Origin of the sequence: Paractinoplanes toevensis, assembly GCF_018332695.1 — a bacterium.
GTDB classification, from domain to species: Bacteria; Actinomycetota; Actinomycetes; order Mycobacteriales; family Micromonosporaceae; genus Actinoplanes; species Actinoplanes toevensis.
The window spans coordinates 152,975-175,847 of the sequence record NZ_BOQN01000050.1; the positions used below are offsets into that span (position 1 = coordinate 152,975).

Below are 22,873 nucleotides of genomic sequence, written 5' to 3' on the forward strand. Positions count from 1 at the left end.
AAGCCGCACGCACCCAGAACGCCGCACCTACCCCGAAAAGCAGGGCGCACCCGGAACGCCGCACGCACCCGGGAAGCCGCGCGCACCCGGAAAGCCGCACCCACCCGGACAGCCGCGAGGATTGCCGGTGGCGTAGGCCGCGCCCACGCTGTGAATTCCGCTGCTCGAAGCGGCATCGGCCGGCCCAAGGATCCGCGACCGCCTTCGGGGCACCTACATCCGGACAGGTGGCAGAGGCCGGCCGTGGGACGCCGATCATGCTGCTGCGCCAAGTGGAACTAGCGGCCGGCGCGCCACCACAGGTAGGCGGCGAGCCCCAGGGACGCCACGGCGATTGCCACTCGCAGAGAGCGCTCCGGGGTGCGGCGCACCAGCGTCGGGCCCAGCCAGCTGCCGAGCAGGCAGCCGATCGCCATCAGGCCCGCGGCGGCCCAGTTCACCGGGGCCACGGCGGCGTAGATCACGGCTGCTGCCAGGTTGGCGGCGCCCAGGGCGATGCTCTTGACGGCGTTGGTCACCGGGAGCGGTTCGGTCGCGGCCGCCGAAAGGATTGCGAGCATGAGTACGCCGGCCGCCGCGCCGAAATAGCCGCCGTACACGCCGACCAGGAAGATCGCGCCGCCCAGTATCGGCGACGGCAGCGTCCGGTGGCCGGCCCAGTGTCGCAACCGGTCGCGCAGCAGTAGCAGGGCCGCGCCCAGTGCGACCAGCACCGGCACGATCCGCTCGAACGCCGACGACGGCGTGGCCAGCAGCAGCACCGCGCCGGCCAGCCCGCCGGTCCCGGCCACCGCGGACAACTTTGCCAGCCGGCGGCCGTGGCCCCGCAACTCCGGCCGGGCGCCGGCGGCGGTGCCGACGGTGTTGGACAGCAGCGCCACGGTGTTGGTGACGTTGGCGGCGACCGGGGCCAGGCCGACCGCCAGCAGCGCCGGGTAACTCACCAGGGAAGCGAGACCGGCCATCGACCCGGTCAGTCCGCCACCGACACCCCCGAGCACGAGCAGAGTCGCATCGCTCAGGCGCACCCGGACACCGTACCGACGCCGGGCTTGGAGGTGGCGGGGCCGCGCGATCATGGGTGGATGCTCACATCGGGCCGCGTGTCCCGGCGGCTGGCCGCCTCGCTGATGGTCCTCGGGCTCGCCGCCTGTTCCACGCCCGCGGCGGCGCCGCGCTTCCTCGAGGTCCACTTTCCGGGCTCCTACGCGCTGCCGGGCACGGTGGAGATCCCGGCCGCCGGTGAGTACGCGATCTGGGCGACCGGCTTCCCGACGGTCGGCGCGAACCGCTGCGCCGTCACCGGCACCGGCGGCGCCATCGTGCCGATGTCGGTGCCGGACGAGACCGTCACCTACACCGCCAAGGAGGAGGACGACGCCGTCTACACCTGGACGGACACCTTCACCGCCCCGGCGGCCGGCACCTACACGCTGCGCTGCGCCCCGGACGCGGAGGCACCGGGCATGAGCTTCGCCGTGGCACCGACGACCTGAGCCGGGTCATCGGCAACGGCCTGAGCCGGCACCGGCCACGGCCCGAGCCAGACCGCCGGCCACGGCCCCAACCGGACCGCCAGCCACGGCCCCAACCAGACCGCCAGCCACGGCCAGAACCCGGCCGCCGACGGCGGCTTACGCCAGATCTCCCGCCGGGTCACCGGCCGCGACCCGAGCCAGGCCTTCGAATGCGGTCTGGGTCACGTCGTCGGTGGTGGCATAGCGCACGATGCCGGTGCCGTAGCGGTTCTCGGTCAGGGCCGGGAGTCCGTCGGGGCCGCGGTGCAGCACGGTGGCCGTCACGTCGTGCAGTTCGGAGCCGATGCGGCGGGCGCCGATCAGGTCGTCGAGGGCGCCGGGCGTTACCCGGCAGTGCTCGTCGACCAGGCCGCTGCCGGCGGTCAGCACCAGTCGGCCGCCGGCCCGTGCGTAGTCGCGCAGCGCCCGGTGCACGGCCGCCGGCATCAGGTAGAGCATCGGCGCCACGACCAGGTCGTATCCGTCCAGCGGGGCGGTGGGCGGCACGACGTCGACCGGGCCGTCGAGGGCACGGTGCCAGCGGCGGGCGGTGGCGTCGTAGTCGGAGTCGCGCGGCGGCAGGTGGGGTGCCTGCAGCGCCCACATGGTCTGTTCGTCGTAGATCAGCGCGGTCGACGCCGTCACGGTCACCGGTTCGCGGCCGCGCAGCGCGGAACCGAGTGCGGCGATCTCGCGGAAGACGGGGGTGTCGGGGCCCTCGTGCGGCACCATCGCCGGGTGCCACTGCTCGGCGCCGCCCCGGCTCGCCCGCCACTGGAAGTAGAGGATGCCGGTGGCGCCCCGGGAGAGGTAGGGCTGTGCGACGACGCGAGCCTGGTCGGAGGGCGCGTGTTCGATCAGCATCCACCGGCCGTCGGTGGACCAGCCGCGGGCGAGGTCGGCGGCGAAAGCGCGGTCCTCCAGGGTGGCGGGGTAGTCGTCGATCGCCACGATGTCGACCTCGCGGGCCCAGCGGGCGTGGTCGACCGGCACCCAGCCGCCCAGCGCGAAGTTCGTGGTCACCGGCGCGCCGGTGAGCAGCGCGCGCTGCGAACGGTAGTGCTCCAGCATCGCGTCGGAGACGAACCGGCGGTAGTCCAGCAGGTGGGCCGGGTTGCCCAGGTACTGGGTGGCGCGCGGCGGCAACACCTCCTCGAACGAGGTGACCCGCTGGGACCAGAAATCGGTACTCCAGGCGTCGTTGAGGGTCGCCACATCGCCGTACCGTGCGGAAAGCCAGCGGCGGAAGGCCGCCGCGCAGAAATCGCAGTAGCAGGTCGTGCCGTATTCGTTGTGGACGTGCCACAACTGGGGGGTGTAGCGCGCGGCCAGCTCACCCACCACCGAAAGACAGGCAGCCCGGTAGGCCGGGGCGTTCACGCAGTACGTGTCGCGGGAACCGTGCGTCAGCCGTACGCCATCCTGGTTGATCGGCATTTGATCGGGGTTCTGAAGCGTGAACCAGGGCGGCGGCGAAGCCGTCGGGGTGGCCAGGCAGACCCCGATCCCGGCTGCTTGCAGCAGGTCGAGCGCCCGGTCGAGCCAGCCGAAATCGAACCGGTCGGGCGCGGGCTGCAGTCGCGACCAGCTGAACACCCCGACCGTGACCAGGTTGACCCCGGCCTGAAGCATGAGCGAGACGTCGGACTCCCAGACCGACGGCGGCCATTGCTCCGGGTTGTAGTCGCCGCCGAAGTGGATCATCCCTTGACCGCGCCGAGCAGCATGCCCTTGGCGAAGTGCCGCTGCACGAACGGGTAGATGATCAGGATCGGGATCAGGGTCAGGGTTACCACCGCCATCTGGATGGACAGCGGCGCGATCTGCTGGGCACCCAGGTACGTGCCGGTCTGGGTCACGCCCATGCCGGGCATCGGGTTGCCCTGCAGCGTGTAGGTGTAGATGACCAGTTGCAGCGGCCACTTCTGGTTGTCCGGCAGGTAGAGCAGGGCGTTGAAGAAGGTGTTCCAGTAACCGACCGCGTAGAACAACCCGATCACCGCGACGACCGCCCGTGAGGTGGGCAGGACGATCCGGGTGAGGATCCGCCATTCGCCGGCGCCGTCCACGTAGGCCGCGTCGATCAGGTCCCGTGACGTGTTGGCGAAGAATCCGCGCATCACCAGGATGTTGAACACGCTCACCGCGCTGGGCAGGATCAGCGCCCAGAAGTTGTCGTAACCGCCGAGTCCGGCGACGACCATGAAGGTGGGGATCAGGCCGCCGTTGAAGAACATCGTGACGACCAGCAGCATCAGGAGCGGCCGGTGCCCCCACGAGCGGTAGCGCGACAAGCCGTACGCGCAGAGGACCGTGACCACCACCGAGATGAACGTGCCGACGGCGGTGATGCCGAGGCTCGCGATCAGCGAGCTGATCACCAGGTTGTTGGTGAAGATCTGCCGGTACGCCTCGATGGTGATGCCGTGCGGCACCAGCACCATCCCACCGGCCAGGTTGATCGAGCCCTGGGTCGAGAGGCTGGTCAGCACGACCATGTAGATCGGGATGAGGACGACCAGGCAGATGAAGACCAGGACCGCGCCCTTGCCGGCCTGCCCGGCCGGGGTCGGCGGCTCCTCCCAGCTGGGCCGGTTGCGGTTGCGGCGGGTTTTCTCGGCCGCTTTGGCCAGTGCGGTAGCGGTCATCGTCGGTACAGTCCGTCCTCGCCGAACAGGTGGGCGACCTTGTTGGCGGTCAAGATGAGGATCAGGGAGAGTACGCCCTTGAACAGCGACGCGGCCGCGCCGATGCTGAAGTTCGCGTTGACGACGCCGTAGTAATAGGCGTACGTGTCGAGCACTTCCGAGGCGTCCCGGCCGACCGCGAAGCGCTGGATCAGCATCTGCTCGAAGCCGACGGTGAGCACGTTGCCGAGCTGGAGCACCAGCATGAGCACGACGATGCTGCGGATGCCGGGCAGGGTGATGTGCCACATCCGGCGCCACCGGCCGGCCCCGTCCGCCGCGGCCGCCTCGTAGAGCTGCTGGTCGATCGCGGCGAGGGCGGCCAGGAAGACGATGATCCCCCAGCCCGCCTCCTTCCAGACCACCTGCGCCGTGACCAGGAGCTTGAAGGTGTCCGGGTTGGTCATGATGTCCCACGTGCCGATGTCGTGCGAGCGCAGGAACTGGTTCAGCGCGCCGGCCCCGCCGAGCATCTGCTGGAAGATCGTGATGGCCAGCACCCAGGAGAAGAAGTGCGGCAGGTAGACGATCGACTGCACGAACGTGCGCACCTTGGTGCTCAGCACCGAGTTCAGCAGCAGGGCCAGCAGGATCGGGACCGGGAAGAACAGCACCAGCTGGACGAGGCTGAGCGTGAGGGTGTTCTCCAGCGCCGACCAGAACAGCGGGTCGCTGAAGAGCCGCCGGAACGTGGTCAGGCCGCTCCACGGGCTGTGCCAGAAGCCGGCGTAGATGCTGTAGGTCTGGAACGCGGTGAGGGTGCCGAACATCGGTGCGTAGTTGAAGACGAGCACCAGCAGGATCGCCGGCAGCGTCATGACGACCAGGGCCCGGTCGCGCAGGAAGCGGCGGCGCCGGTCCGCTTTCTTCAGGGTGCGGGCCTCGGCGCGGGTGGGGCGCGCCGAGGCCGCGGTTGGTGCGTCGCGAAGAGCTGTCACTGACCGGTCCCGTACTTGTTCTTGACGTCCTCGTAGAACTTGCGCAGTTCCTCACCGCCGGAGGACTTCCAGGTGGCGAGTGCATCGGTGAAGGCGGAGATCGGCTTACGGCCGTAGCGCACGTCCTGGGAGACGTCGACCATCGGCTGGTTGAGGTTCGCGTACTGGGCCGGCTCGGTGATGTTCATGCCGTAGAACGGCGGCTTCACCGCGTGCTGCACCATGTCGGCCTCCCAGGCCGCGTAGTCCTTGGCCACCTGCTCGTGCCCGGGGTTGACCGGGACCGGGGTGATCGGCGTGACCAGGAACTGGTAGGTCTGGGCGACCTCCTTGCTGCCCTTCTCGGTCAGCTGGGGGTTGCTGTCCTTCATGGTGTAGTCGACGCCCTCCTTGCCGAAGTTGACCGTGAGCCACTCGGTCGAGCCGTACGGCGCGGCCAGGTAGTTGGCGATCGCCAGGCATTCCTTGATCTGGTCGGCGCTGAGCTTGCCGTTGAGGAAGGAGTACATGCTGGCGGCCGGGTTCATCGGCATGGCCGGCTTGCCGTCGCTGGCCAGGATCTTGAACGCGGCCTTGACGTAGGCGGGGTTGGCCGCGCGGCCGGACTCCTCGTCCGCGCCGGTCCAGGCGCCGGTGCCGTCGCCGGTGATGACCTCCTTGCCGCTCCAGAAGCGCTGCTTGCCCTCCTCCTTCTTGCCGGCCAGGGCGTCCGGGTGCACGTAACCCGCCTTGGCCTGCTTGGCAAACCAGTTGAGGGCCTCGAGGTACTCGGGCATCTCGTACCGGTTGACGACCTTGCCGCTCGCGTCGACGGTCCACCGGTACGGGTCGCCCGGGTAGTGGAAGACGTGGGCCATGTAGTCGAAGAAGTCGCCGAACGCCCACTGGCCCGCCTTGGGGTTGGTGAGCTGCTTGCCGAGCGCCTCGAGGTCGGCCGGCGACTTGATGCTGTCGGCGTTGATGCCTTCTCTGTCGAAGATGTCCTTGCGGTAGAAGAGCGCACCGCCGGCCGTGGCGCCGCTGTAGAAGGTCGGCAGGCCGAACAGCTTGCCGTTCCAGATGCAGGACTGCCAGGCGGCGGTCGGGATCGCGGCGAGGTTCGGGTACGCCTTGATGGCGTCGCCGGACAGGTAGGGCCCGAGGTCGACGAACTTGTTGACCGCGTCGGCGAAGCCGAGGTTGCCCATGTTCCAGCTGGGGATCATCAGCCAGTCGGGCAGCTTGTTGCCGGCGAACAGCGGCGGCAGGATCTTGTCGTAGTTGACCCCGTCGGCCGGCTGCATCTTCATGTCGGCGCCGAGCGCGGCGTTGACCGTCTCGTAGTAGCTGTTGCCCTTCGACGACGGGATGGAACCCCACAGCGGGGTCATCGTCGTGTACGAGCCGCCCTTGCCCGGAACGCCGGTCACGGTGGTGACCGGGCTGGCCGGGTACTTGAGGAAGACCGGGGTCGACGTGAAGCCGTTCGCGCCCGCGACGCCGGGGATGTCCGGGGTGAGAGCGGTGGACGGGACGAAGGCGGGCAGGATCTTGCTGAGCTGACTCTGGTCGGTCGTGCCCGGCCCGCCGCCGGTTTTGGCGTCACCGCAGGCCGCGAGCAGACCACCTCCAGCAATGGAGACGGCGCCGAGGCCGGCCAGTTCGAGAAAGCGGCGGCGATCGAGAGAAGTCACTATCTTCACTCCCTTCCGGGATCGCTAAGATATCGATAAACTTTAGTTGGGTCGCTAAACAAACAAAGTAGCCGCTGCCATCCGGCCTCACAACCCCCGGCGGGGGTGCGGAATGATGGGCGGCGAGGGCATGGGACCGGGGGCAGGAGCCATTGGTGTTCACCAAGGACGGCGGGCCGCAGCGTTCGGATTTCGCGGACGTACGCGCGACCAACCTGCAGGTCGTGCTGCGTCATCTGCGGGTGCACGCGCCCTGCTCGCGCGCCGAGATCGCCGCCGCCACCGGCCTGAACAAGGCGACCGTGTCGAGCCTGGTCACCGACCTGATCGAGCGCCGCCTGGTGCGCGAGGTCGGGATGACCGAGAACCGCATCGGCCGCCCGGCGATGATGCTCGTGCTGGACGGCTCGCCGTACGCCGCGATCGGCCTCGAGGTGAACTCCGACTACCTCACCGCGGTGGCCCTGGACCTCTCCGGCGAGCGCCTGCTGTCCTGGCGCCGCTCGTTCACCGGCGCCTCCACCGCCCCCGGCGCGGCGATCGCCTCGCTGGCCGCGCTGGCCAAGCGGGCGATCGCCAAGATGGCCCACGAGGAACGCCGGGTGCTCGGCCTGACCGTGGGCGTGCCCGGACTGGTCGACCCGGACGGCGTGGTCGAGCTGGCGCCGCACCTCGGCTGGCACCGGGTCGATCTGCGCAAGTCGCTGCTCAGCGCGCTGCAGGAACCGGCCTATCCGGTGCTGGTGGAGAACGACGCCAACCTCGCGGTGCTGGCCGAGCAGCGGTTCGGCGGCGAGGGCGGTGCCGCCAACCTGGTCTACCTGTCCGGCGGGGCCGGCATCGGGGCCGGCATCATCTGCGACGGCCGGCTGCTGCGGGGCGGCCAGGGCTTCGCCGGCGAGTTCGGCCACCTGCCGATCGACGACGCCGGGCCACTGTGCGCCTGTGGCCGGCGCGGCTGCGTCGAGTCCCTCGCCGGGCTGGGCGCGGTCATCCGCCGGGCGTTGCCGGAGGCGGTCGTCTCGCCGGCCGAGTTCGGTCCGCACGTCGACGAGATCCACCGGCTGGCCAAGGGCGGCGACGCCCACGTGCTGGGCGCGCTGGCCGCGACCGGCCGCTATCTCGGCCACGGCATCTCGATCCTGACGAATCTGATCAACCCGGAGTTCGTGGCGCTGGGCGGCTACTTCACCGTGCTCGCGCCGTGGCTGATCCCGGACGCCGAGCGGGAGCTGTTCGCCCGTTCGGTGGCCGGCGCCGGCGGCGGCACCCGGATCATCGCCTCGGACCTCGACTCCAGCGCGGCGGCGGCCGGCGGCGCGACCCAGGTGCTGGACGCGATCGACGCGGGAGCGCTCCCAAATCTCTGACCTTTATAGATCATCTTCGCTTGACTGACCTGATCGCCCTGCGGTAGACATCTCGTCAATTCCCAGAAACACGTTCGACATATGCGCAGCCCCACGTCGAAGCGCTTCGACTGACCATCCGCTTCGGCCTCGCCTCACACGGATGTGATCATGCTCTTCCGCCAGCCCGAAGCACCCCTCGCCGAACGCGTCGACGACCTGCTGGGCCGGCTCACGCTGCCCGAGAAGGTGGCGATGCTGCACCAGCACCAACCGGCCGTCGACCGGCTGGGCATCGCCGCGTTCCGCACCGGCACCGAGGCGCTGCACGGGCTCGCCTGGCTCGGCGACGCCACCGTCTTCCCGCAGGCCGTCGGCCTGGCCACCAGCTGGAACCTCGAGCTGATCGGCCGGGTCGGCACCGCCGTCGGCACCGAGGTGCGCGGGCTGCACCACAAGGACCCGACGCGCTGCGGCCTCAACGTCTGGGCGCCGGTGGTCAACCCGCTGCGCGACCCCCGGTGGGGGCGCAACGAGGAGGGGTACGCCGAGGATCCGCTGCTCACCGCGCTGGCCGGAGACGCGTACGCGCGGGGGCTGGCCGGTGACCACCCGCGCGTGCTGCGGACCGCGCCGACCCTCAAGCACTTCCTCGGCTACAGCAGCGAGACCGACCGGTGCACGATGTCGAGCAACCTGAGCCCCCGGGTGCTCCGCGAGTACGAACTGCCCGCCTTCCGGGGGCCGATCGAGCGCGGTTCGGCGGTGGCCGTGATGGCCAGCTACAACCTGGTCAACGGCCGGCCCGCGCACGTCACGCCGTACCTGAACGACGAGCTGCGCACCTGGACCGACGACGAGATCTTCGTGGTGTCCGACGCGTACGCGCCGAGCAACCTGGCCGACCCGCAGCAGCAGGCCTGGTTCCCGGACCACGCGGAGAGCCACGCCGCCGCGCTGCGCGCCGGCATCGACAGCTTCACCGACGCCGACGACCGCTCCGAGGTGACCATCGAGCGCATCGACGAAGCGATGCGCCGGGGCCTGGTCACCGAGGCGGACATCGACCGGGCCGTCCGAAGGGCTTTGACCGTACGGGTACGGCTCGGCGAGTTCGACCCGGACGAGGCCAACCCGTACGCGAACGTGTCCGCCGAAGTGATCAACTGCGCCGAGCACCAGGAACTGGCCCGGGAGGCCGCCCGGGAGTCGATCACGCTGCTCAAGTCGGAGTGCTGCCTGCTGCCCCTCGACCCGGCCCGGCACCGCACGGTGGCCGTGGTCGGCCCGCACGCGGCGCGCAACTACACCGACTGGTACTCCGGCTCACTCCCCTACTCCTGCACCCTGCGCGACGGCCTCGCCGAGATCTTCGGCGCCGACCGAATCCTGCACGTCGAAGGGGTCGACCGGATCGCGCTGCGGCTCGGCGACCGCTATCTGGCGGCCGACGCCGACGGCGTACGCCTGGTCGGTGAGGTTGCCGGTTTTGATGTTTTCGACTGGGGCGGCGGCGTCGTCACCCTCCGGTCCACGGTGAACGGGAAGTTCCTGCGGGCCGGCGCCGCCGGCCTGGTGGCCGACTCGGACGGCCCGTCCGAGTGGGTGGTGCGGGAGATGTTCCGCCTCGACCGCCGGGCCGACGGCACGGTGGCGCTGCGCACCCACTCCTCCCCCGGCAACACCGAGCCCGGCTCGCTGACCGCCCAGCTCGACCTCGGCCCCCGGGCCGCCCGGCTTCGCCTGGAAACCCTGGTGGACGGGGTCGCGGACGCCGCCGACCTGGCCGCCACCGCCGACGCGGTGATCGTGGTGGCCGGGAATCACCCGCTGGTCAACGGCCGGGAGACCGAGGACCGTGCCGACCTCAAGCTGCCCCCGGCGCAGGACCGGCTGCTGCGCGAGGTGTACGCGGCCAACCGCAACACCGCGTTGGTGCTGGTCTCCAGCTATCCGTACGCGGTGGAGTGGGCCGACGTGCACCTGCCCGCGGTGCTCTGGATGTCGCACGGCGGCCAGGAACTCGGGCACGCGCTCACCGACGTGCTCACCGGCCGGGCCGACCCGGGCGGGCGGCTCACCCAGACCTGGTACCGCAGCGCCTGCGAACTGCCGGACCTGCTCGACTACGACATCATCACCAACGACGCGACCTATCAGTACTACCGCGGCACCCCGCTCTACCCGTTCGGGCACGGCCTGTCCTACGCGACGTTCGACTACTCGAACCTCGACGTCTCGCACTCGTCGGCCGCGCCGGGCGACACCGTCACCGTCACCGTCTGGGTGACCAATACCGGGAGCCGGCCGGGCAGCGAGGTCGTGCAGCTCTACACCCACCAGCAGCTGTCCCGGGTGAAGCAGCCGCTGCGGCAGCTGCGCGGCTTCGAGAAGATCACCCTGGAACCCGGCCAATCGTCCCTCGTCTCCTTCTCGTTGCCCGTCGACGAACTCCGGTTCTGGGACGTCACGTCGAACCGGTTCGTGGTCGAGACGGCCCGGCACAAGGTCATGGTGGGGCGGTCGGCCAGCGACATCCGGCTCACCGCGACGCTGTCGGTGCGCGGCAGCCGGATCGGGTCGCGGCCCGCGCTGGAACGCCCGATCGCCGCGGTCGACCACGACGAGTACAGCGGGATCACCCTGGTCGCCACCGGCGATCCGGTGCGCGGTGAGGCGGTGCGGGCGGCCGAGGACGGCGCCTGGTGCTGCATGGCCGGGCTCGACCTGACCGGTGCCCGCGAGGTGGCGGTCGGCGGCGACGGCCCGCCGGTGGTGCTGCGCCTGGACGACCCGTACGCCGGCCCCGCGCTGGCCACCGTACCGCCCGGCGAAGCCGGGGTGCGCACGGCCACGGCGGACGGCGTGCACGACCTCTACCTGATCCTGGACGCCGGCACCCGGATCACCGAGATCAGGTTCAGCGGCACACTCGCCGGATGAGGTCCTCCCAGCCGCGCGCCAGCCGGCCGGCGACCTCGCTCTCCTCCCCCTCGTCCGCTCGAGGCGCACGGCACGGCGACCTGCCGGGCCGCGTCCACCTGGTGCTGATCCGCCAGGTCATCGGCTTCTGAGCGGCGCCGCTTACCATTGTCGGGCGGGTGCGAGGCAACGGGGAGCGGCGGGGTTGGATCTGACGACAGCGAGGCAGCTCGCCGCCGGCCTGATGGCCCGGCACCGGCTGACCGGGTGGCACCTGGTGTTCGACAACGCCAAGACCCGGGCCGGGGTGTGCCGCTACGACCGCAAGGAGATCGGGCTGTCCCGCCCGCTCATCGCCCTCTACGAGCCCGACCAGGTCACCGACATCGTGCTGCACGAGATCGCGCACGCCCTGGCCGGGCCGCGGCACGGCCACGACCGGGTCTGGCGGGCCACCGCGCGGCGGATCGGCTGCTCCGGCGAGCGATGCATGCCGGCCGACGCACCCAGCGTCGACGGGCCGTGGGTGGGTGTCTGCCCGGCCGGGCACCGCACCACCGCCCACCGCCGGCCGATCCGGGTCAAATCGTGCCGCAGCTGCTCCCGCGGCTTCGACCCGGCCGCGATCTACACCTGGTCACACCTCGGCCGGCCGGCGCCGATGGACCCCCGCTACGACGCCGAGCTGGCCCGCATCCGGGCCGGCCACCTGACCCCGGCGCCCGCACCCGTGCCGGTCCAGGTCGGCGAGCGGATCCGGCTGACCGGCACCGGCAAGTACGCCGGGCTGGCCGGCACCGTGGTGAAACGGGGACGCACCCGCTACCAGGTGCAGACCCGGGCGGGCCTGCTGAGCGTGGCCTTCACCGCCGCACAGCCGGTTCCCTAGACCTTGTTGCCGTCCGGGTCGGCCTCGACGCTTCCTCAACGGAAGTCGGCGGCGTGGTCGCGCGCCCACTCGGCGAATGTCCGGGCGGGCCGCCCCAGCATCTCCGGCACGACGTCCGTGGCCACCTCCGCCGGCAGCTGATGCACGCTGCCGCCGGCCCGGAGCAAGAGGTCGACCAGCGGCGGTGGGAGCTGGGTCAGCAGGTCGGCGCGGTAGGTGTCGACGTCCACCTCCTGCAACCGGACGGGCTCACCGAGCGCCTCGGCTATCGCGGTGACCTGGTCACGAATGGTCACCGGGCCTGGTCCCAGCACCGGATGGGCGGCGTCCCTCGCGTCGTCCAGCAACGCTCGGGCTGCCACCGCGGCGATGTCGCGTTCGTGGACCGGCGCGGTCGTCGCGTCCGGGAAAGCGGTGCGCAGCACGCGGTCCGTCCGGATCGACTGCCAGCGCAACGAGTTCGTGGCGAAGTAGCCCGGCCGCACGAAGGTCCGGGCGAAACCGGCGTCGGTCAGCGCCCGTTCCGCAGCGATGTGCCGCAGCGCGATCGGATTGGAGGCGGCGTCCGGAGCCATCACCGTGTAGGACGACAGCAGGACCACATGCTCAACGCCGGCACTGCGGGCCGCCGCCGCGAACTCCGCCGCCGTCTCCGGGTGGGCATAGAGAAAGATCTTGCGTACGCCGGTCAGAGCATCCCGCCACGTCGTCCGATCGGTCAGATCCGCCCGCACCACGTCGACGTCCTGCGGGAAGTCGCCTGGACGCGGGGCGCGGCTGGACGCGCGGACCCGCACCCCGGCGGCCACCAGTTCGCCCAGTACCGCAGCTCCCACATGCCCCCGGGCGCCGGTCACCAAAATGGTCACGTCTGGTCTCTTTCCGTCGGAGGTACTCCTGCGGTTACAGAGTACATAATCTGAAACCTGTAATACGGTCGGGAGAACCGGTACGCTCAGACGATGCTCGCCTCGCCGAACCGCACCCCCTGATGCGGGCAAGCGGTCCGCTGGATGCCGAGTCGATCCTGTCGGCCACCGAGGATGTCCTGCGTCGTTACGGGCCGGCCAAGGCAACGGTGGTCGATGTGGGCAAGGAGCTCGGCGTCAGCCATGCCGCCGTCTACAAACACTTCCCCTCCAAGGCCGCGCTACGCGAAGCGGTTTCCCGGCGCTGGCTGAACCGCGATCGTGATGCCTTGGCGGCCATCGCGAACGACACGCGGATCCCGCCGCCGCAGCGGCTGCGCTCCTGGCTAGCGGCCCTGCTGGCCGCGAAGCGGGCGAAGGCCCACGACGATCCGGAACTCTTCGCCGCCTACAAAATCCTGGTCACCGAGAACAGCGTCGCGGCGATCGACCACGTGGCCGACCTCCTGGGTCAGCTGAAAGTGATCCTCACCGACGGCATGGCCGACGGCTCGTTCCGGCGGGCCGACCTGACCGAGACCGCCCGAGCCGTCTTCACCGCCACCACCCGCTTCCACCACCCCGGCCTGGCCGGCGCCTGGACGGAGCCGGGCATCGAGCACGAGCTCGACGTCATCTGCACCCTCCTGCTCGACGGCCTGAGATGAGCTCCGGGCGGCCGACGCTGGCCGAGGGCATCGGCAGGGCCATAAGCACCGAGGTAGCGGGCACGCCACGCTAGCGGGCGGCCGCGGCGTAGCGACGGCGCAGGTCTGCCATCTCCGACTGGGTCAGGCCTTCCTTGAGGGCCATCTCCGCGTACCGCTCCGGGAACATCTGCCGCAACCGGTCGACGAACCGGACGTCCTCGGTGGCCTCCACTACGCGGATGCCGGGCGGATCGGTGGACAGGTCCAGGATCACCGGACCGGCCAGCTTGACGGCCACGTCCCACGGGCTGCCGGGCTCGGCGACGCCGCAGAGGTGGAAGCCGTAGACCGTGCGCACCTCGGCCACGGTGGTCGCCTGGGCCGGCTCGTACCCGTAAACGCGAACCCCGCAGATCACCGCGGCCGAAGCGGCCGGCTGATGCCCGGAGTGGTTGTGTTGTCCCGGGTCCGACTGTTCGAGCGTGCTGCGCATCCGGGCCTCGATCCGGGCCGGCACGCCCGCGGCCTCGGCTCGGCCGTCGTCGGAGTGGATCAGCGCGGCCGCGCCGGCCGACACCGCCAGGATCACCGCCGCCCACAGGTAGCGGCTACGGTCCCTCATGATCGCTTCTCACCTCGCTGTCGAGGCCCCGGCCCGGGACGTCGGTCCCGGGCCGGAGCGGTGGCCGATCGGGCCGGTCAGGCGAAGGTCACGTCGCTGCACCACATGTAGGTCTGGTCCTGGTGTGAGGCCTGCCAGATGACAAAGACGATGTGGTTCCCGGTGTAGCCGGAGGTCGAGACGTTGAACGAGATGTTCTGTGCCGGCGCGTACTTGCCGGTCTGCGTGATGAAATCGAGGTTGCCCCAGCCCAGTTTCTGGGTGGCCGGGTCATACCCCTGCTTGCTCACGTAGACGCGGAAGTAGTCGGCGCCGTGACTCGCCTGGTCGTACAGCTGGACGGCGAAGTTGCCGCCGATCGTGCTGGTCTTCCAGGCGCCGGGCTGGTTCAGGCTGTCGTTGCGGGTGAGCCCGTTGCTGCAGAGCTGCCCGTCGGGGGTCTTGGCCTGGAACTGACCGGCGAGGCCGTCCCGTAGGGCACTCATCCAGTTCCACATGGTGTCGGGGTTGGCCTGGAACGCCTGCCAGCACATGGGGTCCTCTTGCTGCATGGCCGGGTTGGTGTGCTGGGTGCCCCAGGCCTGCCAGCAGTGGTAGGCGCGGGTTGCCGGGCTGACGATGGTGCCGTGTGCCTGGGCCGGGCCGGCTCCGGGCAGCAGGCTGACCGCCATAGCGAGCAGCGTGGCGAGCACTAGGACCGGGCGTCGGCCGGCTGCGCGGTGCGGCCGGGCGGCTCGATGGGACTCGTGGGGATGCACGGTTCGCCCTCCATTCTTCGCATCGGGGGATGGGAGCGCTCCCATGCAGCATTACACCCATGTGTCCTAATATCAACAGACATCTATATAGACGGGTGTGCCAACCTGGCCGCCGCCTGTCGCTCGAGCCGCGGCCCACGAAAGAGGGCGATGATCACGATCGCCGGCCACCGGCCGCGCAACCGCAGCTGCAGCGTCCGGGATCCGCGCCCGCCGGCACCGCCGGCCATCATCGAGTCATTGCCAACAGCCGGGACCGAACGTCTGTCCACGGCCAGGACGACAGAGCTGCGGCAACCTGCGGCCGGGCGGTCCTCGGGGAGGGAAGGCCGGCGTTGACCACGGTGAGTCGAAATGCAGCAGGCTCCGGGGACCTGCCCTCGGCGAGACACGAGGGCAGGCGCACGGCAGCCCCGCTGGTCAGGCGCGTAGGTCGTCCAGTGTCGCGCCGGCGACGATGCGGGCGATGTTTCCGCTGTGGTCGCGGTCGGCCAGGCGCCGGGCTAGCTCGTCGAGGTCGGTGATGTCGCCGTATGCCGCTCGGAGGGCGGCCCGCATCAAGTCGACGTGACCTTCTTCGCGCCCCTCCTCGCGCCCTTCCTCGCGGTTTTTGCGGGCGATCTCGCGGCCGGTTTCGGTCTGCTCAAGGATGTTGTTCATACCTCTCCTTCGCAGTGCTTCTACCAGCTGGGTCGCCAGGGAACCTCCCACCGGCGTCCAGCAACGCCTTGAAGATGCCGTCGAAATCGCGGGGCGGTGCCGGCCGGGCGGAGGGGACCTGGCCGCTCATGGGTTACTCCTTCTGTGCTTGGCGGAAGGCATTCTTTATTGTCGTATGCCTAGTAGGCAGTAGTCAACTTGCTGCATGGTCCACAGTAGAGTTCTCGCGTGGATGACGTCTCGGTGCGGTTTCTCGAGGGTGCGGCGGACGCCGGCACGCTACGCCGGCTCTACGACACGGTGATCGCGCCGAGCTTCCTGCCCGCCGAGCGCGAACCCGTCGAGAAGCTCAGCCGGGTGCTGGCCGCCGACGAACTGCGCGGGGCGATCGCGGTGACGCCGGACGGCGAGCCGGTGGGTGCGCTCTTCCTGGAGTGGTTCGCCGACATCGGGGCCGCGCTGCTCTGCTACTTCGCCATCCGGCCCGACCTGCGTGGCCAGGGCCTCGGCCGCCGGCTGGTCGCCGCCGCCGCGCCGCACTGGCGGGCCACGCTCAAGCCGCACGTCGTGCTGGCCGAGGCCGAGGACCCCGATGCGCCCGTCGCGGACGACGACGGTGGTGACTACGGCGACGATGACGCGCGGCTGCGGCTCTACGCCGGGTTCGGCGCCCGCCGCCTGCCGATCCCCTACCTGATGCCCGAGTTGGCGCCGGGCGCGGGGCGGCAGCCCGGCCTGCTGCTCCTGGTGGTCGAGTCGGACGACGTGGTCAGCCCGGCCCGGGACCGGATCCGGAGCGAGATCGTCGAGGGTTTCCTGGTGCGCTACTTCGCGCGGCTGGAGGGCGGCGACCGCGACGACGACGGCCGGCTGGGGCGGCTGCTGGCCGAGTGCCGCCGGGCCGAGTTCCTGCCCCTGCTGGACCTCGGCTGAACCCCGCCGCAACATAGGCGGCATAGCATCGCCGGACCGATATCGATGAAGGTGGGAACGACCGTGCGGCAGGACTTCCAGAGCGAGTTCGCCTCGGTCAGCAGTTCCCTGGTCACCATGGCCAAGGCCGTGCGCGATGCGATGCGGCAGGCCAGCACCGCCCTGCTGACCGCCGATTACACCCTGGCCCAGCAGGTGACCGACAACGACGCCCAGGTCGACGTGCTCTATCGCGTCGTCGATGACCGGGTCTTCAACCTCGTCCTGCGCCGGCAGCCCATCACCGGCGATCTGCGGTCGGCGCTGTCCGCGCTGCAGGCGGCCACCGATCTCGAGCGGATGGGCGACCTGGCCGTGCACGTGGCCCGCGCCACGCTGCGGCGGTACCCGGCCACCGCGGCCGCCCCGGAGCTGGCCGATCTGTTCCGGGCGATGAGTACGGTGGCGGACCAGCTGGCCGCGAAGATCGTCGTGGCGCTGTCGCACGGCGACGAGGCTCTCGCCGGTCAGCTCGACGGCGACGATGACGCCATGGACCAGCTGCACCGGCAACTGTTCCAGGTCATGCTCAGCTCGGACTGGCCGCTGGGGGTCGAGGCCGCCGTCGACGGCGCGCTGCTGGGCCGCTACTACGAGCGGTACGCCGATCGTGCCGTCAACGTCGGCCGGCACGTCATGTCGCTGGCCGCCAAATCCTGAGGCCCGGCCCCCGCCGTACGGGAAACCGGGCCCCCGGCCATGTCACCAGCGCAGGAAATTGTCCTGGGTCTGGGCGTTGAAGACGTCCGTCCGGAAGAATTTCGCGACCGCCGTGCGCGGGTCCTTGAGCTCGAGCACGTCGACGCCCTTGGCGATGTCGTTGGAGTAGATGAAGCCGTTGTACCAGTACGCCGACCAGGAACCGCCGCCGATGAACTGGGTCGCCGAGATCGGGCCGCGTTCCCAGTAGGCGAGCTCGCGCGGGTGCCGCGAGTTGGTGAAGTCCCACACCGAGATGCCGCCCTGGTACCAAGCCTGCACCATGATGTCGCGGCCCGGCACCGGGATCAGCGAGCCGTTGTGGGCCACGCAGTTCTCGGTGTCCGCGTTGGTCCGCGGGATCTTGAAGTAGCTGCCGAAGACGAGCTTGCCGCGAACGATGTCGTAGACGGCGTCGGCACCGCGCTCGGGGCCGATGGTCGGGTTGCAGGTCGCCGCCCCGCCGCCGCCCAGCTCGTCGGTGAAGACCACCTTCGTGCCGCTGTTGTTGAACGTCGCGGAGTGCCAGAACGAGAAGTTGACGGTGTCCCGGACGGTCGTGACGACCCGCGGCGCCGTGCGTTTCGAGATGTCGAAGAGCACGCCGTCACCCATGCAGGCGCCGGCCGCGAGGTCCTTCTCGGCGTACACGGTGATGTCGTGGCAGCCGGTCGTCGGCGCCTGGCCGGTGCCGCCGCCGTAACCGCCGTCCGGGAACAGCACGGGCGCGGCGACCACCGTCGCGGCGGCCGGGTTCCGCCGGGGCACCTTGATGATCGAGATCTTGTCGTGCGGGAGCGCGCAGTTCGGCTGGTCGGCCCCGGCCAGGTTGTACGACGAGATGTACAGGTACAGGTTGGGGTCGTGCCGTTTGCCGGGCACCAGCGTCTGGGTGTGCGAGCCGCAGTCCGTCTTGACCGACTTCAGGTACCGCGGGGTCAGCGGGTCACTGATGTCGAAGATCTTGATGCCTTCCCAGCGCTCGCCGGGCTCGGACGTGGTCGAGGCCACGTTGTCGCAGGAGTCGTTGGTGCGCTGCGAGTCGGTGCCGAGGAAGAGCAGGTTGCCGCTGATCGAGATGTCGTTCTGCGAGCCGGGGCAGAGCACCTGGGTCGCGACGGTCGGCGCCTTCGGGTTCAGGATGTCGTAGACGGCGAAGCCGTTGTAGTTCCCGCCGTACGCGTAGTGGCCCTGGAACGCCCAGTCCGAGTTGGTGGTGGCGGCGAAGGGGCCGGTCTTGTCGAGGTGGGCGACCTGGGTCAGGTTCGGGCTGCTGACGATCTCGTCGACGCCCGGGATGGTCGGGGTTGCTCCGTTCGCCGGTGCCGACAGCAGCGCCGCGACCAGCATGGCTGCGCCGGTGAGCATCCACCCTCGTGAGGCGGTGTGCTTCATACAGCTCCTTCCGGATACGGTAAGTATTCACTCCAGTCGATACAGTAGCGGAATGATTAGAAGATCATCGATCATCTTGGCCGGTCTTGTCGTCGCGGCGGCCGCCGGCCTGGCGGTCGCGGCGCGGGCCGGCTCAGGCGGATCGGCGGCGGCTCCGCGGGCCGAGAAAAGTCCGGCCGTACGCGTCGTGCTGCCCGGCCGGCCCGGCGAATCGGCGCGGGTGAGCGACTCCGACCAGGTGGCGGCGCCGGATGGGTCGACCTACAACTCGATCGACACCACGTTCGTGCAGATGATGATCGTCCACCACGGGCAGGCGATCGCGATGGCCTCGCTGGCCGGCGAACGCGCCGCCGACGATCAACTACGCGCGCTCGCCGGCCGGATCGGTGCGAGCCAGGCCCCCGAGGTGGCGTGGCTGCGCGGCTGGCTGCGCGACCGCGGCCTGCCCGAGAGCGACCCGGCGCACGACCACGCCGCCATGCCGGGCATGCAGAGCGCCGCCGACATGGCCGCCCTGGCCGGGCTGAGCGGGCCGGCCTTCGACCGCCGGTTCGCGGCGATGATGACCGACCACCACCGCGGTGCCGTCCGGATGGCCGGCGACGTCCTGGGTGGCGGGAGCGACGAGCGGCTGCGCGAGGTGGCCGGCGAGATGGCGGTCGAACAGGGCAGCGAGATCCAGCGGATCCAGCAGCTGGGCCTGGCCGCCTGATGCAACCCGGGCCGGGCCGCGGACGTCAGGGAACGTGAGATCAACTCGACTGGCCGCCGCGATCCTGGTTCTCCTGGGCGGCTGCGGCACGGCGGTCCGGGCGGAGCCGCGGGGCACCCCGCCCGCGCCGGCGACCACGGCGGTTTCCACCCCGCCGACGCCGGCGCGGAAACCACCGGCCCGGATCACCTACCCCGCCGCCGGCCGCCGGCAGTTCGCGGTCGCCGCCGGTGAGACCGCCGCCCCGGCCGGCCGGAAGGGCACCCTGCTGCGCTACCACGTCGCGGTGGAACGGGACATCCACGGCATCACCGCCGCCCAGTTCGCCACCGCCGTCACCGCCACCCTGCGGGATGCCCGCAGCTGGACCGGAAGCGGCGACCGGCGCCTGCAGCGCGTCGGCCCCGGCGACCACGCCGACTTCACGGTCCGCCTGGTCACCCCGAAGACCCGCGACCACCTCTGCGACGGCGCCGCCGACGGCTACACCTCCTGCCGCAGCCACGACGACGTCGTGATCAACGTGGCCCGGTGGGTCAAGGGCGTTCCCGGGTACGGCGCGAGCCTCGACGTCTACCGGCAGTACGTCGTCAACCACGAAGTCGGGCATCGCCTCGGCCAGGCCCACGAACTCTGCCCCGGCCAGGGCGAGCCCGCCCCGGTCATGCAGCAGCAGACCCTCGGCCTGCACGGCTGCACCGCCAACCCGTGGCCGATGCTGAACGGCGAACGCCATCGCGGCGCCATCGGCGCCTACGACGACCCGGTCCCCCCACGCGACCGCGGCCGTCCTTGACCCTTTTCCGTACGGGCACCATCAGCCGTACGTCCGCTGGTGCGACGACCGGGCCGGATCAAGACTGGAGGCGCCACCACCGCCAAGATCCGGATTGCAGGCCATGACGACGGAGTTCGCGTTCGACAATCAGATCCTGGTGCTGGACGGCCGGGTGCTGGAGATCTTCCACCGGGACACCGAGGAGAGCGTGCGCTACCACGTGACGTTCCTCCGGATCGACGGGCAGCCGCACGGCGACGGCTTCAAGGTCCGCCTGGGCCGGGCATCCGGCGAGAACGACATCGTCGGCGGCCGCCGGTGGAAGATGACCGCGGCCCAGTTCGCCGAGTTCCGCGAGTTCATCGCGCTGGCCATCGCGGCCCGCGACAGCGATACGGGGTCCTGAGATGTTCGACCCAGCAGAAATGGGACAACCTGCCTTAGGCTGACGCGATGGCCCAGACGATGTCGTGGCTCAACGAGCCTCCCCAGTGGTCGGACGACGCGGGCGTGATCCGGGTCAGCACCGGCTTGAAGACCGACTTCTGGCGCCGGACGTTCTACGGCTACATCACCGACAACGGCCACTTCTACCACCGCCCGGTCACCGGCGACTTCACCGCCGAGGTGGTGGTGTCGGCCGGCCACTCGGCGCTGTTCGACCAGGCCGGCCTGATGCTGCGGGCCGACGAGCGCACCTGGTTGAAGACCGGCCTCGAGGTCACGTCCGGCGCCGTGCAGCTCAGCACCGTGCTGACCAGGGACCACTCCGACCTGTCGGTGGTGCCGGTGCCCGGCTACCAGGGCGAGCTGACGCTCCGGCTGACCCGCTTCGGCTCCGCGGTGTGCGTGCACCGAGGCGACGGAGCCGGTTCCTGGGAGTTGGTCCGCCTGGGCCACCTCGACCTGCCGGAGACGATCGACGTGGGCGTCATGTGCTGCTCACCGGAACGGGCCGGCCTCGAGGTCACCTTCCGGGACCTCCAAATCGGCGACCCGATCTCCCGCGAAGGGCTCGAGTGACCGCCGGCCCGCGGTGCTCGCGGGGTCTCGCCACCGGGCCGGGGTGTGGCCGTGGGCGGCCCGGAAGCGCTTGATGAAGTAACTGACGTCGGGGTAACCGACACGGCGGCTGATCGCGGCCACGGTCAGGTCGGTGTGGGTCAGCAGCAGGCGGGCCTGCTGCATGCGCCGCTCGGTCAGCCACTGCTGCGCGGTGCGGCCGGTGCGCCGGCGCACCACCGTGGTCAGGTGGCCGGTGGTCAGCGCGAGTTCGGCCGCGATGTCGGCCAGCGAGATCGGCTCGGCGTAGCGGCGCTCGATCACGTCGAAGACCGCGGCCAGCAGCGGCTCCCGCGCCGCCCGTAGTTCGCCGGCGACGTCGGTGGGCAGCCGGGCCACGGCCACCAGCAGCAGGGTGAGGTGAGCGAGAACGGCCTCGGGGTGACCGTCGCGGCGGCCGGTCAGCTCGGCGTCGAGGGCCCGGTAGCGCGCGACCCACTCGTCCCGCTCCGCCGCCGGGACGCGCAGGCGCTGGGCCCGGTCAGCACCCCGGGCGAACGGGAACAGCAGCGGGTGGGCCCGCCAGGACGAGTACGCACCGGGGGCACCCGGGCGGATCACGTCGGCCGGGAAATACACCGTCCAGGCGTCCCGGAGGAAGTCGTGCGCCGGGCCGGTGAAGGACACGACCTGGCCCGGCGCGATGACGAACAGGTCGCCGTCGCGCACCGTCCACTCGCGGCCGTCGAGCCGGAACGTCCCCTCGGCCCGATGCGCGTAGACGAGGATGAGGAAGTCGTGGCTGTGCGCCCCGTCGGGCGGCAGGGTCGGCCCTCCCGCCGGCCGGGCCTGCTCGGGCAGGTGCGCGACGATCACCGGCACACCGCCCGGAACCCGGGGGAAGCCGACCAGCAGTGGATCCGAAGATTGTCGTATCCCTCCCACAGATCGACCGATGCCCCTTCTCTCGTGCGGCATGAAGCTGATGGTACGACCGAAACTTCGTCGCATCCGGAGGCGATCGAGATGACCGAACGGGACTACCTGCCGGCGATGGGCCGGCACTCGCTGCTGTTCCTGTACGACCCGTGCACCCGGCTGGCCGGTGTGGGCCGGCTGCACGACGAGTTGCTGGACCGGGCGGCCGTCCGCCCCGGCCACCGGGTGCTGGAGATCGGCTGCGGCACCGGGAACCTGGTGCTGAGGCTCGCCCGGCGCACGCCCGGGGCCGAGGTGCTGGGCACCGACCCGGACCCGGCGGCCCTGCGCCGGGGCCGCCGGAAGGCCGCCCGCCGGGGCCTGCCGGTCAGTTTCGAGCTCGCCTTCGCCGACGACCTTCCGGTGCCGGACGCGAGCGTGGATCGGGTGCTGTCCTCCTACATGCTGCATCACCTGGACGGCCCCGATAAGCCACGGGCGATGGAGGAGATCCGTCGCGTTCTGCGCCCGGGCGGCGAGCTGCACCTGGTCGACGCGCACAGCACCGGCGGTCGCGCGCACCCGCGGCTCGCCGACAACGCACCGGACCGGATCGTCGGGCTGATGCGGGACGCCGGCCTCGACGCCGCCGAGAACGGCCGTGGCCACCGGCGCGGAGCGCTCGGCCACTACGTCTTCTACCGCGGGTCGAGCACCGGGCACGGGTAACCGGCGAGTTCGAGGGACCGGAGCCGGAAGTGCGCTCCCGGCCCGTACCCGGGCAATGCGTTTCCTGGTTGTTCGTGGTTTTTCGCCGGGCC

At 70.6% G+C, this 22,873-nt stretch carries 24 protein-coding genes; 13 read left to right on the forward strand and 11 right to left on the reverse strand.

The genetic code is table 11. The features are described from left to right. Positions 1-278 precede the first annotated feature (278 nt). Positions 279-1,028 carry a sulfite exporter TauE/SafE family protein gene (locus Ato02nite_RS18685; protein WP_213007829.1) on the reverse strand — a complete coding sequence of 250 codons (750 nt, stop codon included), beginning with the start codon at positions 1,026-1,028 and terminating at the stop codon, positions 279-281. Positions 1,029-1,085: 57 nt separating this feature from the next. Between Ato02nite_RS18685 and Ato02nite_RS18690 the strand changes: the two genes are divergently transcribed. Then, a complete protein-coding gene (locus tag Ato02nite_RS18690) occupies positions 1,086-1,496 on the forward strand; it encodes a hypothetical protein (RefSeq protein WP_213007830.1) in 411 nt (136 codons plus the stop codon). Positions 1,497-1,634: 138 nt separating this feature from the next. Here the strand turns inward: Ato02nite_RS18690 and Ato02nite_RS18695 are convergent, their stop codons facing one another. The 4 genes from Ato02nite_RS18695 to Ato02nite_RS18710 are packed head-to-tail and all read right to left on the reverse strand — an operon-like array spanning position 1,635 to position 6,815. Next, a complete protein-coding gene (locus tag Ato02nite_RS18695; protein ID WP_213007831.1) occupies positions 1,635-3,221 on the reverse strand; it encodes a beta-galactosidase in 1,587 nt (528 codons plus the stop codon). Beyond that, positions 3,218-4,165, reverse strand: coding sequence for a carbohydrate ABC transporter permease (locus Ato02nite_RS18700; RefSeq protein ID WP_213007832.1), 948 nt, complete (start codon positions 4,163-4,165; stop codon positions 3,218-3,220). Before Ato02nite_RS18700 ends, Ato02nite_RS18695 begins: the two co-directional genes overlap by 4 nt. After that, entirely contained in the window at positions 4,162-5,142 is a 981-nt protein-coding gene (locus Ato02nite_RS18705; RefSeq protein WP_246607188.1) for an ABC transporter permease, read from the reverse strand. The genes Ato02nite_RS18700 and Ato02nite_RS18705 overlap by 4 nt, the downstream gene beginning before the upstream one ends. Continuing rightward, positions 5,139-6,815, reverse strand: coding sequence for a type 2 periplasmic-binding domain-containing protein (locus tag Ato02nite_RS18710; protein ID WP_213007833.1), 1,677 nt, complete (start codon positions 6,813-6,815; stop codon positions 5,139-5,141). The genes Ato02nite_RS18705 and Ato02nite_RS18710 overlap by 4 nt, the downstream gene beginning before the upstream one ends. A 155-nt stretch (positions 6,816-6,970) precedes the next feature. On the opposite strand from Ato02nite_RS18710, the gene Ato02nite_RS18715 reads away from it, so the two are divergent. The 4 genes from Ato02nite_RS18715 (at position 6,971) to Ato02nite_RS18725 (ending at position 11,975) form a co-directional block, all read left to right on the forward strand. After that, positions 6,971-8,185 (forward strand): ROK family transcriptional regulator, encoded by a 1,215-nt coding sequence (locus tag Ato02nite_RS18715; RefSeq protein WP_213007834.1) that lies wholly within the window; start codon positions 6,971-6,973, stop codon positions 8,183-8,185. Between the two features lie 150 nt (positions 8,186-8,335). Then, complete coding sequence (locus tag Ato02nite_RS18720; RefSeq protein WP_213007835.1) at positions 8,336-11,107, forward strand: glycoside hydrolase family 3 protein; 2,772 nt, start codon at positions 8,336-8,338, stop codon at positions 11,105-11,107. Further along, positions 11,104-11,238, forward strand: coding sequence for a hypothetical protein (locus Ato02nite_RS52530; protein ID WP_281419758.1), 135 nt, complete (start codon positions 11,104-11,106; stop codon positions 11,236-11,238). The genes Ato02nite_RS18720 and Ato02nite_RS52530 overlap by 4 nt, the downstream gene beginning before the upstream one ends. Positions 11,239-11,291: 53 nt before the next feature. Further along, positions 11,292-11,975 carry a SprT-like domain-containing protein gene (locus Ato02nite_RS18725; protein WP_246607189.1) on the forward strand — a complete coding sequence of 228 codons (684 nt, stop codon included), beginning with the start codon at positions 11,292-11,294 and terminating at the stop codon, positions 11,973-11,975. A gap of 35 nt (positions 11,976-12,010) precedes the next feature. Here Ato02nite_RS18725 and Ato02nite_RS18730 read toward each other — a convergent pair whose 3' ends face one another. Continuing rightward, on the reverse strand, positions 12,011-12,844 hold the full coding sequence (locus Ato02nite_RS18730; protein WP_213007836.1) for an SDR family oxidoreductase: 834 nt from the start codon (positions 12,842-12,844) through the stop codon (positions 12,011-12,013). A gap of 122 nt (positions 12,845-12,966) precedes the next feature. Here Ato02nite_RS18730 and Ato02nite_RS18735 point away from each other — a divergent pair, with 122 nt between their 5' ends. After that, positions 12,967-13,551: a TetR/AcrR family transcriptional regulator gene (locus tag Ato02nite_RS18735; RefSeq protein ID WP_213007837.1), complete on the forward strand. Its 585-nt coding sequence runs from the start codon at positions 12,967-12,969 to the stop codon at positions 13,549-13,551. Between the two features lie 70 nt (positions 13,552-13,621). On the opposite strand, the gene Ato02nite_RS18740 is transcribed toward Ato02nite_RS18735, so the two are convergent. The 3 genes from Ato02nite_RS18740 to Ato02nite_RS18750 all read right to left on the reverse strand — a co-directional run bounded on the left by Ato02nite_RS18740 (position 13,622) and on the right by Ato02nite_RS18750 (position 15,573). Further along, entirely contained in the window at positions 13,622-14,155 is a 534-nt protein-coding gene (locus Ato02nite_RS18740) for a hypothetical protein (RefSeq protein ID WP_213007838.1), read from the reverse strand. Positions 14,156-14,232: 77 nt separating this feature from the next. Beyond that, positions 14,233-14,826: a lytic polysaccharide monooxygenase auxiliary activity family 9 protein gene (locus Ato02nite_RS18745; protein WP_246607191.1), complete on the reverse strand. Its 594-nt coding sequence runs from the start codon at positions 14,824-14,826 to the stop codon at positions 14,233-14,235. A 507-nt stretch (positions 14,827-15,333) separates the two neighbouring features. After that, positions 15,334-15,573 (reverse strand): hypothetical protein, encoded by a 240-nt coding sequence (locus Ato02nite_RS18750; RefSeq protein WP_213007840.1) that lies wholly within the window; start codon positions 15,571-15,573, stop codon positions 15,334-15,336. Between the two features lie 228 nt (positions 15,574-15,801). On the opposite strand from Ato02nite_RS18750, the gene Ato02nite_RS18755 reads away from it, so the two are divergent. Further along, positions 15,802-16,506: a GNAT family N-acetyltransferase gene (locus tag Ato02nite_RS18755; RefSeq protein WP_213007841.1), complete on the forward strand. Its 705-nt coding sequence runs from the start codon at positions 15,802-15,804 to the stop codon at positions 16,504-16,506. Between the two features lie 63 nt (positions 16,507-16,569). Next, positions 16,570-17,205, forward strand: a complete 636-nt coding sequence (phoU, locus tag Ato02nite_RS18760) for a phosphate signaling complex protein PhoU (protein WP_213007842.1) — start codon at positions 16,570-16,572, stop codon at positions 17,203-17,205. A 42-nt stretch (positions 17,206-17,247) separates the two neighbouring features. Here phoU and Ato02nite_RS18765 read toward each other — a convergent pair whose 3' ends face one another. Next, a complete protein-coding gene (locus Ato02nite_RS18765; RefSeq protein WP_438873054.1) occupies positions 17,248-18,612 on the reverse strand; it encodes an LVIVD repeat-containing protein in 1,365 nt (454 codons plus the stop codon). Between the two features lie 79 nt (positions 18,613-18,691). Between Ato02nite_RS18765 and Ato02nite_RS18770 the strand changes: the two genes are divergently transcribed. The 4 genes from Ato02nite_RS18770 (at position 18,692) to Ato02nite_RS18785 (ending at position 21,155) form a co-directional block, all read left to right on the forward strand. Beyond that, the gene (locus tag Ato02nite_RS18770; RefSeq protein ID WP_213007844.1) at positions 18,692-19,354 is read left to right on the forward strand and encodes a DUF305 domain-containing protein; all 663 of its coding nucleotides are present in this window, start codon (positions 18,692-18,694) and stop codon (positions 19,352-19,354) included. A 34-nt stretch (positions 19,355-19,388) separates the two neighbouring features. After that, a complete protein-coding gene (locus tag Ato02nite_RS18775; RefSeq protein ID WP_246607193.1) occupies positions 19,389-20,150 on the forward strand; it encodes a DUF3152 domain-containing protein in 762 nt (253 codons plus the stop codon). A 103-nt stretch (positions 20,151-20,253) separates the two neighbouring features. Beyond that, positions 20,254-20,538, forward strand: coding sequence for a hypothetical protein (locus Ato02nite_RS18780; protein WP_213007845.1), 285 nt, complete (start codon positions 20,254-20,256; stop codon positions 20,536-20,538). A gap of 47 nt (positions 20,539-20,585) precedes the next feature. After that, complete coding sequence (locus Ato02nite_RS18785; RefSeq protein WP_213007846.1) at positions 20,586-21,155, forward strand: DUF1349 domain-containing protein; 570 nt, start codon at positions 20,586-20,588, stop codon at positions 21,153-21,155. On the opposite strand, the gene Ato02nite_RS18790 is transcribed toward Ato02nite_RS18785, so the two are convergent. Beyond that, on the reverse strand, positions 21,075-22,145 hold the full coding sequence (locus Ato02nite_RS18790; protein WP_438873053.1) for a helix-turn-helix transcriptional regulator: 1,071 nt from the start codon (positions 22,143-22,145) through the stop codon (positions 21,075-21,077). The genes Ato02nite_RS18785 and Ato02nite_RS18790 overlap by 81 nt on opposite strands. 15 nt (positions 22,146-22,160) lie before the next feature. Between Ato02nite_RS18790 and Ato02nite_RS18795 the strand changes: the two genes are divergently transcribed. Further along, entirely contained in the window at positions 22,161-22,781 is a 621-nt protein-coding gene (locus Ato02nite_RS18795) for a class I SAM-dependent methyltransferase (protein ID WP_213007848.1), read from the forward strand. The last annotated feature ends 92 nt before the right edge of the window (positions 22,782-22,873 follow it).